We start from the raw sequence: 13689 nt of genomic DNA on the forward strand, positions 1-13689 counted from the left end.
GGGTCCGGCCGGCCGAATTGCGCTACTACCTGGGCAGCGCCCATTACCGCTCGATGCTGGAGTTCTCCGAGAGCGCGTTGCGGGACGCCGTCAACGCCTACCTTGGCATCGAGGACTTCCTGCACCGGGTGCGCAACCGGGTGGGCGCCGTCGTCCCCGGAGAATGGACGCCGCGGTTCGCCGAGGCGCTCGACGACGACCTGGCGGTGCCGATCGCGCTGGCCGAGGTGCACCACACCCGCGCGGAGGGTAACCGGGCGTTGGATGCCGGCGACCACGACGGCGCATTGGCCCACGCCGGCGCGATCCGGACGATGATGGGCATCCTGGGCTGCGATCCGCTCGACGAGCGCTGGGAATCCCACGACGAGACGTCGGCCGCGTTGGCCGCCGTCGACGTGCTGGTGCGGGCCGAGTTGGAGCGCCGTGAGCAGGCTCGCGAACAACGCGACTGGGTGCTGGCCGACCAGATCCGCAACCGGCTCAAAGACGCCGGCATCGAGGTCACTGACACCGCCGACGGGCCCCAGTGGTCGCTGGAAGCCAAGTAGATGGCGGGCAACTCGCGGCGACGCGGGGCAATCCGCAAACCCGGCACCAAGAAGGGCCCCACGGTCGGGTCGGGCGGCGTCCGCCGGCGCGGCCTGGAGGGCCGCGGCGCCACGCCGCCCGCCCATTTGCGGCCTAACCATCCCGCCGCCAAGCGGCTGCGGTCGCAACCGCGCCGGCCGGCTAAGCACACCGAAGATGAGACCGAGACCGTACTGGGCCGCAACCCGGTGCTGGAATGCCTGCGCGCCGGCGTCCCGGCCACCGCGCTCTCGGAGAACTCCAGCATCGAGCGGTAATGGGCGCTGCCCAGGTAGTAGCGCAATTCGGCCGGCCGGACCCGTTGCAGCACAGCAGGAATCGCCAGCACGTTGCCCAGCGACTTGCTCATCTTCTCGCCGCCCATGGTCACCCAGCCGTTGTGCAACCAGTAACGAGCGAAGCCGTCTCCGGCCGCACGGCTCTGCGCGATCTCGTTCTCATGGTGCGGGAACACCAAATCCATGCCGCCGCAATGAATGTCGAATTCCGGCCCCAGATAGGTGCGGGCCATCGCCGAGCATTCCAGATGCCAGCCCGGACGGCCCCGCCCCCACGGTGTCGGCCACGACGGTTCGCCGGGCTTGGCGCCTTTCCACAACGTGAAGTCACGTTGATCGCGCTTGCCGGTGGCCACTCCCTCGCCCTGGTGCACGTCGTCGATCCGGTGACCGGACAGCTGCCCGTAGTCGGGGTAACTGAGCACGTCGAAGTACACGTCGCCATTGCCGGCATAGGCGTGGCCGGTGCAGATCAGCCGCTCGATCAACTCGACCATCTGGGTGATGTGTCCGGTGGCGCGCGGCTCGGCCGACGGCGGCAAGACGCCCAGCGCGTCGTAGGCAGCGGTGAACGCGCGCTCGTAGGTGGCCGCCCATTCCCACCACGGCCGATCGGCGGCGGCGGCCTTGTTGAGGATCTTGTCGTCGATGTCGGTGACGTTGCGGATGAACGCGACGTCGTAGTCGCGCGCCATCAGCCAGCGCCGCAGAATGTCGAAGGCCACGCCGCTGCGCACGTGGCCGATATGCGGCAGGCCCTGCACGGTGGCGCCGCACAGGTAGATCGAGACGTGGCCGGGCCGCAGCGGTACGAAATCACGCACGGCACCGCTCGCCGTGTCGTGGAGCCGCAGTTGGGCGCGATCGGTCACGACGTGCCAGCTTACCGGGCTAGACCTGCGGTACCACCAGCGCCGTTGCTATCGCGGCCAGACCCTCGCCGCGTCCGGTCAAGCCCAGACCGTCGGTCGTGGTGCCCGACACCGCCACCGGCGCGTCGAGCAGCCCGGACAGCAACTCCTGCGCCTCGGCGCGACGCGGACCGATCTTGGGTCGGTTACCGATGACCTGTACGGCCGCATTGCAGACGCGGTAGCCGTGTTCCGAGATCAGTTGCGCCACATGGCGCAGCATGTCAATTCCGCTGGCGCCCGCCCAGCGGAGATCGTCGACGCCGAACACGCTGCCGACGTCGCCGAGCCCGGCAGCCGACAACAACGCGTCACACAGCGCGTGTACGGCGACGTCGCCGTCGGAGTGGCCAGCGCAGCCGTCGACGTCCGGGAACAGCAGGCCCAGCAGCCAGCACGGCCGCCCCGACTCGATGGCGTGCACGTCGGTGCCCAGACCTACCCGAACGTTCATTGCTTCACGATCGCCTGCGCCAGCAGCAAGTCCAACGGAGTGGTGATCTTGAAGGCCAGCGGATCGCCCTCGACCACTTGAACCTGGCCGCCGATGTGCTCGACCATCGACGCGTCGTCGGTGAACTCCGCGCTCGACGCGCGCTGGTAGGCGCGCTGCAGCAGTTCAGTCGCAAAACCCTGCGGGGTCTGTACCGCGCGTAGGCCGGAGCGCTCGGGTGTCCCCAGCACGACTCCGTTGGCATCGACGGCCTTGATGGTGTCTGGTACCGGCAGCGCCGGCACGACGGCCGGATGCCCCGCCCGCAGCGCCTCGACCACGCGGACCACCAATCCCGGCGGTGTCAGGGGCCGCGCTGCGTCGTGCACCAATACGAAGTCCGGTTCGCCTGCGGCGGTCAATGCCCGTGCGACCGACTCGCTGCGATTGGCGCCGCCGGCGACAACGACGGCGGCGTGTCCGAGGATCAGCTTGGCTTGGTCAGTGCGGTCCGAGGGCACCGCCACCACCACGCGGTCGACGACTCCGGACTCCAGTAGAGCGGTCACAACGCGTTCGACCAGCGTGCGCCCGTCGAGATGGAAAAACGCTTTGGGAACACCGGCGGCCAGCCGCTCACCCGACCCGGCGGCCGGGACGACCGCGACCGTGCCCGTCACAGTCAGGACGCGGCGGCCAAAACCTCGTCGAGGATTGTCTCGGCCTTGGCGTCGTCGGTGCTCTCAGCCAGCGCCAACTCGCCCACCAGGATCTGGCGTGCCTTGGCCAGCATGCGCTTCTCCCCAGCCGACAGGCCGCGTTCCTGATCGCGACGCCACAGGTCACGCACCACTTCGGCGACTTTGTTCACGTCACCGGAGGCAAGTTTTTCGAGGTTGGCCTTGTAGCGACGCGACCAGTTGGTGGGCTCCTCGGTGTGCGGCGCACGCAGCACCTGGAAAACCTTGTCCAGACCTTCCTGTCCGACCACATCACGCACGCCCACATACTCGGCGTTGTCGGCGGGCACCCGAACTGTCAGGTCCCCCTGCGCCACCTTCAAGACGAGATACTCTTTTTGTTCCCCTTTGATGGTCCGGGTTTCGATCGCCTCGATTAACGCAGCACCGTGGTGTGGATAGACAACGGTGTCTCCGACCTTGAAGATCATCTGGTTCGAGCCCCTTTCGTTACTGCGATTCTAGCACGGCGCGTCGACAGGCGTGGACCAACGGTGCAGGTCAGGGGCATTGCACAGGAAGTGTGGGGGTTGACAGACTGGTGAATTCGTGCATGGCACCGACCTTTTGATAACCCGGCTGGGAACCCTCGGGGCCCGCCGAGCGCTTGCATCGGGCCCCGGTAGGAGGGCATTGAAGATCGTACTGCGCGCCGCTGTGTACGCTGCCGGCGCCCTCGACTACCAGCCTTCAGATCTGACCTACTACTGTGCATAGTCGAACCGTTCCGGGCGAGCAGGAGGCTTTGAGTGAAACGCTTGGACAACCGCCGCTCGACCACCTTCGCTGCGCTGACCGCCGGGAGTCTTCTCGGTGCCGTCGCGCTCACCGGCTGTGGCAGCGGCCAGCTCTCGCAGACCGCCGCTCAGGTGCCTGCGGTCAACGGCACCGAGACGGTGATCAACAATGTGGCGCTGCGCAACGTTCACCTGCAGGCGACGCAGACCGGCGACTTCCTCGAGCCGGGCAAATCCGTGAATCTGGTCCTGGTCGCGGTGAACGACTCCGTGGATGTCGCCGACAAACTTCTCGGCATCACCTCCGACATCGGCCCGGTCACGGTATCCGGCGATACCGCACTGGCGCCGGGCGGAACGTTGTTTGTGGGCACCGCCGACGGCCAGAGTAAGAAAGCCGTCGAGTCCATTGAGCCCGCGGCGGTTGCGAAGGCGACCGTGGCGTTGACCAAGCCGATCACCAACGGCCTCCTCTACAACTTCACCTTCGACTTCGAAAAGGCCGGACACGCCAGCTTGACCGTGCCGATCTCCGCGGGGCTGGCCCCCCGGCAGGAAGAAACGCCGGCCCCGGCCGAACATCCCTGACCTGTCATACCGGCCCGTTACCGTTCCGGTGTGGCCAAGGCACGCTCGCAATACCGCTGTTCGGAATGCCGTCACGTCACCGCGAAGTGGGTAGGACGGTGCCTCGAGTGCGCAACCTGGGGCACGGTGGAGGAAGTGGCGGTGTTATCCGCCGTCAACGGCCGGACCCCGCGCTCAGCAGCGCCAGCGCCCCCGTCGTCGCCGGCTGTGCCGATCAGCTCTATCGAACCCCGTAGCGCGCGTCACTGTCCTACTGGCGTCGACGAACTCGACCGGGTACTGGGCGGCGGTGTGGTGCCCGGCTCGGTGACGCTGCTTGCCGGTGAACCGGGAGTAGGTAAGTCGACGTTGCTCCTCCAGGTCGCCCATCAATGGGCCCGGTCCGGCCGACGCGCGTTGTACGTCTCCGGTGAGGAATCCCTCGGCCAGATCCGGCTGCGCGCCGACCGGACCGACTGTGGCCACGACGAGGTATTTCTGGCCGCCGAATCCGACCTGGGCTCGGTGCTCGGCCACATCGAGGCCGTGCGGCCCACGCTGGTCGTGGTCGACTCCGTACAGACAATGTCCACCACCGAGGCCGACGGTGTCACCGGCGGGGTCACCCAAGTGCGCGCGGTGACCACCGCGTTGACGGCCGCGGCGAAGACCGGTGACGTGGCGATGATCCTGGTCGGCCATGTCACCAAGGACGGCGCCATCGCCGGACCGCGTTCGCTCGAGCATCTCGTGGACGTGGTGCTGCATTTCGAGGGAGACCGCAACTGCACCTTGCGCATGGTGCGGGGAGTCAAGAACCGATTCGGCGCCGCCGACGAAGTCGGCTGCTTCCAACTGCACGAGGGCGGCATCGAAGGCGTCGCCGACCCGTCCGGGCTGTTTCTGGACCAGCGGCCACTGCCGGTCCCCGGAACCGCGATCACGGTGACGTTGGACGGTAAGCGACCACTGGTCGGCGAGGTTCAGGCGCTGCTGGCCAGGCCCTCGGACGGGCGCCCGCGCCGCGCCGTCAGCGGCATCGACCACGCCCGCGCCGCGATGATCACCGCTGTCCTGGAAAAGCATGCGGGGCTGGCACTTTCGCCCGTCGACATCTTCCTCTCCACCGTTGGAGGCATGCGGTTGGCCGATCCATCGTCGGATCTGACGGTGGCAATTGCGTTGGCCTCCGCCTACGCGAATCTTCCGCTGCCCACCACCGCAGTCATGATCGGCGAGGTCGGACTGGCCGGCGATCTGCGGCGGGTCAGCGGAATGGAACGCCGGCTGGCCGAAGCCGCCCGGCAAGGCTTCACCACCGCGCTGGTCCCACCCGGATGCGACGCGCCGCCGACGGGGCTGCGGGTCCTGCAGGCGGCCACCATCGTCGCGGCGTTGCAGCACATGCTCGACATTGCCGAGCACCGCAGCAACACGCCAGCGCCACCACACCGGCTCAACCCGCCGCCGGCAGAGCAGAATGGCTGGTAATGACTACCAGCAAGCCCAGGAGAATCGGCCCGGTGCCGACGCCGCGGCCCACCCTGCGTGAGGCGGTCGGGCGGCTGGCGCCGGGAACTGCGCTGCGCGACGGCCTGGAGCGCATCCTGCGCGGGCGTACCGGCGCGTTGATCGTGCTGGGCTACGACGACAGCGTGGAGGCCATCTGCGATGGCGGCTTCTCCCTGGACGTGCGCTACGCGCCGACGCGGTTGCGCGAGCTGTGCAAGATGGACGGGGCGGTGGTGCTGTCCACCGATGCGAGTCGCATCCTGCGCGCCAACGTCCAGCTGGTTCCCGACCCATCCATCCCCACCGACGAATCGGGCACTCGGCACCGCTCGGCCGAGCGCGCCGCCATCCAGACCGGCTACCCGGTGATCTCGGTCAGCCACTCGATGAACATCGTGACCGTGTATGTGGCGGGGGAACGCCACGTGCTGGCCGACTCGGCCACCATCCTGTCGCGGGCCAACCAGGCCATCGCCACATTGGAGCGCTACAAGATCCGGCTCGACGAGGTCAGCAGGCAACTCTCGCGGGCCGAGATCGAAGATTTCGTCACGTTGCGCGACGTGATGACAGTGGTGCAGCGGCTGGAATTGGTCCGCCGCATCGGTCTGGTGATCGATTACGATGCCGTCGAACTGGGCACCGACGGGCGCCAACTGCGGCTGCAGCTAGAGGAGCTGCTCGGCGGCAACGACCCGGCGCGGGAATTGATCGTGCGCGATTACCACGCCAACCCCGAGCCGCTGACCAAAACCGAAGTCACCGCCACCCTCGACGAACTCGACGGGCTGTCGGACACCGAGCTGCTCGATTTCACTGTGCTGGCAAAGGTTTTCGGATACCCGTCGACGACCGAAGCCCAGGACAGCGCGATGAGCTCGCGTGGCTACCGCGCGATGTCGGGTATTTCGCGGCTGCAGTTCGCCCATGTCGACCGGTTGGTCCGCGAATTCGGCTCGCTGCAGGGTCTTTTGGCGGCCAGCGCCGGCGACCTGCAGTCGGTGGAGGGTATCGGCGAGATGTGGGCTCGGCACGTGCGCGAAGGACTGTCGCAGTTGGCTGAGTCGACGATCGCCGACTCGGCCAGCTGAGGCCTCGGGTACTCCTGCTCAGTTGCCGGCGGGAGCCTGCGCCGGACCGGGCGGCGGTCCCAGCTCGCCGGGCGCGGGCAGCCCGGGCTGGGGCGCACCCGGCCCTGCCGGCGGTGGAGCACCCGGCGGTGCGGCGTCAGCCAAGATGAACGGCACCGGCGCCGAACGCAGGTTGCCCAGTTGCACCACCAGGTTGTACGTGCCGGCGCCGATCGGCTGTCGCGGCAGTGGACACTGCGGCGCCGATCCCATACCGGTCCACGTCACGGCCGTGGTCACCTGCTCGCCGGGCGTGAACGTCTTCACCAGGGTTTCGTTGGACGGCGCGCAATCCAGGTTGGACCACAACCGCTTGTTGTCCAGTGAGTAGACGTAGGCCGCCAGCACCGCTGCTCCGACATTGCGTTTGCAGGACACCAGCCCGATATTGGTGACGACCATGGTGAATTTCGGCTGATCGCCGATCACGTACTGGGGTGCGTTGGTCAGCCCCTTGACGGCCAGCGTCGAATCCGGACAGTCATCGCCCTCCTTGAGTACCGGCGGCGGCTGCACAGCCGCGGTCGGGGTCTCGGTGGGTAGTTGGTTCTCCCCGGCGGGCGGTACTACCGGCGTCTTGACTTCGGGCTGCGCACCGGAGGCCGCAGCAGGGGGATTCGACGGCTTGTCGGCCGCAGCGGGTTTGGCGTCGGCGTTTCCGCTCAGCAGCGCGACGATGGTCGCGACCACGATTCCGACCACGACGACCGCGATACCCACCGCCAGTCCCCTGCGTCGCCAGTAGATCTCCGGCGGTAATGGGCCATGCGGTTCCAGATCCAGCACATTCACACGGTAAGCCCAGGTCACTGCAACCCGTCCGACCGCTCTCGGCGTGTCGCGATGCTGGTCGCGCGCGGCGCTGCCGAGTTAGAGCTCTTCGCCGACGTTGCCGATGTGGTTACGCAGCACCGCCCGCCCGTCGGCGAGGTGGTAGGTGACGCCCACGATCGCCAGGTCACCCGAATCGACCCGCTCAGCGATCGCGGTCGAACGGGCCATCAGCTGCGCGCCGGTCTCGGCCACATGTCGCGCTTCGAACTCGTCGACCCTGGTCAAGCCCTCGCGGCGGCCGAGCAGAATCGACGGCGTCACCCGCTCGACCAGGTCGCGCACATACCCTCCGGGTAGCACGCCGTCGTCCAGCGCGGACAGCGTCGCCTTCACCGCGCCGCAGCTGTCATGGCCCAAAACCACGATCAGCGGCACGTTGAGCACCGACACCCCGAATTCGATCGAGCCCAGCACCGCCGAGTCGATGACGTGGCCGGCGGTACGGACCACGAACATGTCGCCCAAACCCTGATCGAAGATGATCTCGGCGGCGACCCGGCTGTCGCCACAGCCGAACAGCACAGCTGTCGGCTTTTGTCCCTCGGTGAGGCTGGCCCGGTGATCGACACTCTGGCTGGGATGTTGGGGCTTGCCGGCGACAAAGCGCTCGTTACCCTCTTTGAGTGCCTTCCACGCGGAGATCGGATTGGTATTGGGCATGGCCCACATTCTGCCGCACCCGCCGATGAGCCTGCCCGCCGAGGAGCTTCTCGACTGGTACGACCAATCGCGGCGCGACCTGCCGTGGCGGAAACCCGGTGTGACACCGTGGCAGATCCTGGTCAGCGAGTTCATGTTGCAACAGACTCCGGTGGCGCGGGTGCTGCCGATTTGGCAGGAGTGGATCGCGCGGTGGCCGACGCCGTCGGCTACCGCAGCGGCAAGTGCGGCCGACGTGCTGCGCGCCTGGGGCAAGTTGGGTTATCCGCGGCGGGCCAAGCGCCTGCATGAGTGCGCCACCATGATCGCGCGTGACTACGACGACGTGGTGCCCTGCGACGTCGACACGCTGGTCACGCTGCCCGGCGTCGGCAGCTACACGGCACGCGCGGTGGCCTGCTTCGCTTACCGCCAGCCGGTTCCGGTGGTGGACACCAACGTGCGCCGGGTGGTAGCCCGGGTCGTCCACGGCCGCGCCGACGCGGGCGCACCCTCGGCTGTCCGCGACCACGCCGACGTATCGGAGCTGTTGCCGAGAGACGGTACGGCACATCGGTTTTCAGCGGCGCTTATGGAGTTGGGCGCGACGGTGTGCACCGCGCGCAGTCCACGATGCGGTCTGTGTCCACTCAGCCGGTGCAGCTGGCGGGAGGCCGGCTACCCGCCGGCAGAGGGGCCCGCCAGGCGTCCGCAGCGCTACGCGGGCACCGACCGTCAGGTCCGCGGGCTGTTGCTGGATGTATTGCGCCTCAGCGACTTTCCGGTCAGCCGCGCCGAGCTCGACGTGGCATGGCTGACCGATACCCAGCAGCGGGACCGGGCGCTGAATTCTCTGCTTGCCGACGGCTTGGTGAAGCAGACGGTCGACGGGATGTACGCCCTGGCGGGCGAAGAATTCTAGAGTCCGGCCAGAAACGATTCCACCGCATTCCGGTACGTCTGCGGCGCGTCGTCGTGGACCAGGTGGCCGGCATCAGCAACACGCAAGTAGCGTGTGTGACAACCGGTTTCATTCATCATCTGCATCTGGCCGACTGGTGTGACCGAGTTGCCGGCCTCGATGAGCAGTGCCGGTGAGCGCACCGCCCGCCACTGTTCCCAGTAGTCACGGGTCCCCCATTCTGCAGCGATCTCGATCCACCGCGAAGTGTGACCGTGCAGCCGCCAACCCGTCGCCGTGCGGTCAAATGCCTCCAGGAAGTACTGTCCGGCGATCTGCCCGAACTCGTCGAATACCTGCTTCTCGGATGTGAACTCGACCGGAAGGTTATGCAGCCACGGCTCCCAGGGACCGGTTGTGCGACCACGGAAATCCGGCGCCATGTCCTCGATCACCAACGCCGACACCAAATCTGGACGCTCGGCGGCCAGACACCACGAGTGCAGCCCACCCATCGAATGCCCGACCAGCCGCGCCGGTACACCCAGGGCGGCCACCGCGTCTCCCAGGTCGGCCACGAAGCGTTCGGTGCTGATCGGGTATGGGTCGGCGACGTCGCGGCCACGGTGCCACGGCGCGTCGTAGGTGTACACGGCACCCAGTTGGGTCAGCCACGGCAACTGGCGCGACCAGGTGCTGCCGCGCCCCATCAGGCCGTGCACCAGGACCACCGGCCGCCCACGTCCACCACGGGGAGTCAGCAGCTCGGCGGTCACGTCGGGCACGGTAGCCTAGGCCCATGCCAGTGGTGAAGATCAACGCAATCGAGGTGCCCGCGGACGCCGGCCCAGAGCTGGAGAAGCGGTTCGCCCATCGCGCGCACGCCGTCGAGAATTCGCCGGGCTTCCTGGGCTTTCAGCTGCTTCGCCCGGTCAAGGGTGAAGACCGCTACTTCGTGGTGACGCAGTGGGAGTCCGAAGAAGCCTTCCAGGCGTGGGCTACCGGCCCCGCCATCGAAGCCCACGCCGGCCACCGGGCCAACCCGGTGGCGACCGGCGCGTCGCTGCTGGAATTCGAGGTTGTGTTAGACGTTGCCGGTAGCGGCTCGACGGCGTAGTCCACACCGGGCGCGGTACCGCGCGCTGGCAGTGGCTGCGGCCGCCGCCTTGGTGGCCGCCTCGGCGCCCGGCTGTGCCCCACCACCCACACCAGCGGCCAACGCGGCCGACACCGGTGTCCGAATCGACATCAGGACGCCTCCGGGGCTGCGTGCCCAGCAGACCCTGGACATGCTCAACTCCGATTGGCCGATCGGTCCGGTCGGCGTCGGCACCCTGGCCGCACCCGAGGCGGTCAAGCAAGTCGAGGACACCATGGAAGCGCTGTGGTGGGACCGCCCGTTCCGCCTCGACTCGATTGACATCAGCGCGGGCGCGGCCACCCTCGGGCTCATCGCGTCCTACGGCGCGCGACAGTCCATCCGCATTCACACCAATGACGACACGCTGGTGGATGGGTTCGACCTGACCACGCAGCCACCAACGATCTCGTCATGGCGCGACATCGATGACACGCTGAGTAGAACCGGCGCGCGGTACTCCTGGCAGGTCGCCAAAGTCAATGGCGGGCACTGTGATCCGGTGGCGGGCACCAACACCACGTTGTCGTTGCCACTGGCGTCGATTTTCAAGCTTTACGTGCTGTATGCCGTCGCGGACGGAGTCAAAGACGGCACAGTGTCCTGGGATGACCAGCTGACCGTCACCGACAAAAGCAGGGCCGTCGGTTCTGGCTTGGAACTGCCTGTCGGAGCTCATATTTCAGTTCGTACCGCCGCCGAGAAGATGATTGCCACCAGCGACAACATGGCGACTGACCTGCTGATCGGAAGAGTGGGACCGCAGGCCGTCGTGCGCGCGCTCGTGGCCGCCGGCCACCACGATCCGGCCAGCATGACACCGTTCCCGACAATGTATGAGCTGTTCTCGGTCGCCTGGGGTGAGCCGGACCTGCGAGCACAGTGGAAGCATGCCGATCCGCAAATCCGCGCGCAGCTATTGCAGCAGGCCAATTCCCGCCCGTACGAACCGGATCCGACCCGCGCGCACACCCCGGCATCTGAGTACGGTGCGGAATGGTACGGCAGCGCCGAGGACATCTGCCGGATACATGCGGCACTACAGGAAGGCGCCGTTGGCGCAGCGGCACCAGTGAAACAGATTTTGGCCGCGGTCCCCGGTGTCGACCTGAACCGGCGGGAGTGGCCCTACATCGGGGCCAAAGCCGGTGGCCTGCCCGGTGACCTGACGTTCAGCTGGTATGCCGTCGACAACACCGGTCAGCCGTGGGTGGTCAGCTTCCAGTTGAATTGGTCACGCGATCACGGGCCCAGCATTACCGGCTGGATGCTGCAGATCGCCAAGCAGACCTTCGCGCTGCTGCGCTCGCCACGCTAGCTTGTCAGCAACGTCCAAGCGTGGCCGCGGAAACGCATCACGGTCACACTCGCCGGTGCGATGTCCATGCGCCAGAACGACTTTGCCGGTGCATCCAACGTCACCAGGATCGCGGCGCGGATCACCGACGGATGTGTGACGGCGATCAGCCGCGACCGGGTGGTGGTCAACGAGTCCAGCCACGCGCGCACCCGATCCACCAGGTCGACCACCGACTCCCCGCCGTGCGGTGCGCGGGTGGGATCGGTGAGCCAGACCGCAAGTTCAGCCGGCCGTACTCCGCCGAGCACGTGCCCGCGCCACCGCCCGCAGTCCAGGTCGGCCAGTTGCGGTTCGATCGTGGGCTGCAAGCCCAGCAGTTCTGCGGTCTGTCTGGTTCGCTTCTCGGGGCCGGCGAGTGCGACGTCGGCGACGCCCAGATCGATCGACGCGTCGACTTGCCGGTACCCCGCGCCGTTCAACGGCTCGTCGGTGGGGAAACGTCCGGCCGCCAGCGCCTCGGTCATTGCATGCGACACCAGCGTGAGCCGGATGACTTCGCCCCTGGCGCTCCGACCGTCGACCCGACCCAACATCACGATCATTATCGCGGTCGCCCGAAAGCCCCGTCGCCGCGGGTTTGAAAAGCGTTGCCACTGCGCTGTGCTCACACCGGCACGGTCAGTTGCCAGGCCGATGCCGGCGGTATAGCGTCTGTCGCGATAGTCGTGTGTCGGCGAGGAAACCGGTGCATATTCCGGTGCGGTCGCGCCACTGTGACCAGCGTTTCGACGCTGGATAGCCAGACCTTCCCGGCACATCTCGGATGGGGACGCGAAAATCCCCGGGAGGCGGTCTCATGTCAGTTCCGGCACCCGCTGCTCGATCAGCCGGTCTCGGCGCGAGCATCCGCAGGCTGACATCGACGTGGGATCGCCGCGATCGCATCGAGATCGCTGCTCTGCTGGGCGTGATCGCGCTGATGCACGTCCTCGGATTCGCGACGCTGATTCTGTTCATCGCGCCACACCGGTATCAGGCCGGAACCCAGATCTTCGGAGTCGGGCTCGGTGTCACCGCCTACTTGTTCGGACTGCGACACGCGTTCGACGCCGACCATATCGCCGCCATCGACAACACCACCCGCAAGTTGATGAGCGACGGCCAGAAACCGAAGTCGGTCGGATTCTGGTTCGCGATGGGCCATTCCACGATCGTGCTGGCAATGGCGGTTTTGGTCGTCGTCGGCGCTCACGCAGTAGGTGCCCTGGTGGACGACGGCTCACCGGCCCGCCATGCACTCGGGTTCGCCGGCACGCTGGCCTCGGGGCTGTTCCTGTATCTCATCGCAATCATGAACATCATCGCGCTAACCGGAATAGTCCGCGCTTTCACCAAACTTCGGCGCGGGTCGTACTCCGACGAAGAACTCGAAGGAGCCCTCAACGACCGCGGTTTCCTGGCGCGGCTGTTGCGCCCGATCATGAATCGCATCAAACGGCCCGTGCAGCTGTATCCGGTCGGTGTGCTGTTCGGGCTCGGTTTCGACACCGCAACTGAAGTCGCGTTGTTGGCGTTGGCCGGCACCGGCGCGGCGGCCGGCCTGCCGTGGTACGCGGTCTTGGTCCTGCCCTTGCTGTTCGCAGCCGGGATGAGCCTGATGGACACGTTGGACGGCCTGCTGATGACCGCGGCCTACGACTGGGCGTTCATGCAGCCGGCCCGCAAGATCTACTACAACCTGACGGTCACCGGCCTGTCGATCGCGGTCGCGCTGCTGATCGGCTCAATCGAGCTGGTGTCGATCCTGCACGACGACCTCGGCTGGGTCGACCCGGTCACCAGTTGGATCGCCGGTATCAACCTGAACAACGCCGGTCTGGCGATCGTCGTGCTGTTCGCCGTGACGTGGATCGGCGCGATCGGCTACTGGAAACTGGCCAACGTCGAAGCGCGCTGGCAGCCGGTCAAGCCTGACTGA

The 13689-nt window shown here is 67.0% G+C and carries 15 protein-coding genes and 1 pseudogene; 8 read left to right on the forward strand and 8 right to left on the reverse strand.

What is annotated here, in order from left to right:
• The coding region (locus A5707_RS23350) for a DALR domain-containing protein (protein WP_331713153.1) at window positions 1-551 on the forward strand (551 nt) is incomplete at its 5' end.
• A gap of 207 nt (window positions 552-758) precedes the next feature.
• On the opposite strand, the pseudogene cysS reads toward A5707_RS23350, so the two are convergent.
• The 4 genes and pseudogenes from cysS to carD all read right to left on the reverse strand — a co-directional run.
• Window positions 759-1741: pseudogene (gene cysS / locus A5707_RS14160) on the reverse strand (cysteine--tRNA ligase); the annotation flags it as partial.
• A gap of 19 nt (window positions 1742-1760) precedes the next feature.
• Window positions 1761-2234, reverse strand: coding sequence for a 2-C-methyl-D-erythritol 2,4-cyclodiphosphate synthase (gene ispF, locus A5707_RS14165; RefSeq protein WP_065015100.1), 474 nt, complete (start codon window positions 2232-2234; stop codon window positions 1761-1763).
• Window positions 2231-2893 (reverse strand): 2-C-methyl-D-erythritol 4-phosphate cytidylyltransferase, encoded by a 663-nt coding sequence (gene ispD, locus A5707_RS14170; RefSeq protein ID WP_082969461.1) that lies wholly within the window; start codon window positions 2891-2893, stop codon window positions 2231-2233. Before ispD ends, ispF begins: the two co-directional genes overlap by 4 nt.
• A gap of 2 nt (window positions 2894-2895) precedes the next feature.
• Window positions 2896-3384: an RNA polymerase-binding transcription factor CarD gene (gene carD, locus A5707_RS14175; protein ID WP_065015102.1), complete on the reverse strand. Its 489-nt coding sequence runs from the start codon at window positions 3382-3384 to the stop codon at window positions 2896-2898.
• A 327-nt stretch (window positions 3385-3711) separates the two neighbouring features.
• Here carD and A5707_RS14180 point away from each other — a divergent pair, with 327 nt between their 5' ends.
• The 3 genes from A5707_RS14180 to disA are packed head-to-tail and all read left to right on the forward strand — an operon-like array spanning window position 3712 to window position 6860.
• Window positions 3712-4278, forward strand: a complete 567-nt coding sequence (locus A5707_RS14180; RefSeq protein ID WP_065015129.1) for a hypothetical protein — start codon at window positions 3712-3714, stop codon at window positions 4276-4278.
• A 30-nt stretch (window positions 4279-4308) separates the two neighbouring features.
• Window positions 4309-5748 carry a DNA repair protein RadA gene (radA, locus tag A5707_RS14185; protein ID WP_065015103.1) on the forward strand — a complete coding sequence of 480 codons (1440 nt, stop codon included), beginning with the start codon at window positions 4309-4311 and terminating at the stop codon, window positions 5746-5748.
• Window positions 5748-6860 (forward strand): DNA integrity scanning diadenylate cyclase DisA, encoded by a 1113-nt coding sequence (gene disA, locus A5707_RS14190; RefSeq protein WP_065015104.1) that lies wholly within the window; start codon window positions 5748-5750, stop codon window positions 6858-6860. Before radA ends, disA begins: the two co-directional genes overlap by 1 nt.
• Before the next feature lie 18 nt (window positions 6861-6878).
• On the opposite strand, the gene A5707_RS14195 is transcribed toward disA, so the two are convergent.
• Entirely contained in the window at window positions 6879-7685 is an 807-nt protein-coding gene (locus A5707_RS14195; protein WP_197495332.1) for a hypothetical protein, read from the reverse strand.
• Window positions 7686-7769: 84 nt separating this feature from the next.
• Complete coding sequence (locus A5707_RS14200) at window positions 7770-8393, reverse strand: carbonic anhydrase (RefSeq protein WP_065015130.1); 624 nt, start codon at window positions 8391-8393, stop codon at window positions 7770-7772.
• Here A5707_RS14200 and A5707_RS14205 point away from each other — a divergent pair.
• The gene (locus tag A5707_RS14205) at window positions 8392-9294 is read left to right on the forward strand and encodes an A/G-specific adenine glycosylase (RefSeq protein WP_065015106.1); all 903 of its coding nucleotides are present in this window, start codon (window positions 8392-8394) and stop codon (window positions 9292-9294) included. The genes A5707_RS14200 and A5707_RS14205 overlap by 2 nt on opposite strands.
• Here the strand turns inward: A5707_RS14205 and A5707_RS14210 are convergent.
• Window positions 9291-10049 carry an alpha/beta fold hydrolase gene (locus tag A5707_RS14210; RefSeq protein WP_065015131.1) on the reverse strand — a complete coding sequence of 253 codons (759 nt, stop codon included), beginning with the start codon at window positions 10047-10049 and terminating at the stop codon, window positions 9291-9293. The genes A5707_RS14205 and A5707_RS14210 overlap by 4 nt on opposite strands.
• Before the next feature lie 23 nt (window positions 10050-10072).
• Between A5707_RS14210 and mhuD the strand changes: the two genes are divergently transcribed.
• Entirely contained in the window at window positions 10073-10390 is a 318-nt protein-coding gene (gene mhuD, locus A5707_RS14215) for a mycobilin-forming heme oxygenase MhuD (protein ID WP_065015132.1), read from the forward strand.
• Window positions 10365-11729 carry a serine hydrolase gene (locus A5707_RS14220; protein WP_065015107.1) on the forward strand — a complete coding sequence of 455 codons (1365 nt, stop codon included), beginning with the start codon at window positions 10365-10367 and terminating at the stop codon, window positions 11727-11729. The genes mhuD and A5707_RS14220 overlap by 26 nt, the downstream gene beginning before the upstream one ends.
• Here A5707_RS14220 and A5707_RS14225 read toward each other — a convergent pair.
• Window positions 11726-12304, reverse strand: coding sequence for a histidine phosphatase family protein (locus A5707_RS14225; protein WP_065015133.1), 579 nt, complete (start codon window positions 12302-12304; stop codon window positions 11726-11728). The genes A5707_RS14220 and A5707_RS14225 overlap by 4 nt on opposite strands.
• Window positions 12305-12567: 263 nt before the next feature.
• Here A5707_RS14225 and A5707_RS14230 point away from each other — a divergent pair, with 263 nt between their 5' ends.
• A complete protein-coding gene (locus A5707_RS14230; protein WP_065015108.1) occupies window positions 12568-13689 on the forward strand; it encodes a HoxN/HupN/NixA family nickel/cobalt transporter in 1122 nt (373 codons plus the stop codon).

The sequence above is a fragment of the Mycobacterium kyorinense genome (assembly GCF_001672775.1).
GTDB classification, from domain to species: domain Bacteria; phylum Actinomycetota; class Actinomycetes; order Mycobacteriales; family Mycobacteriaceae; genus Mycobacterium; species Mycobacterium kyorinense_A.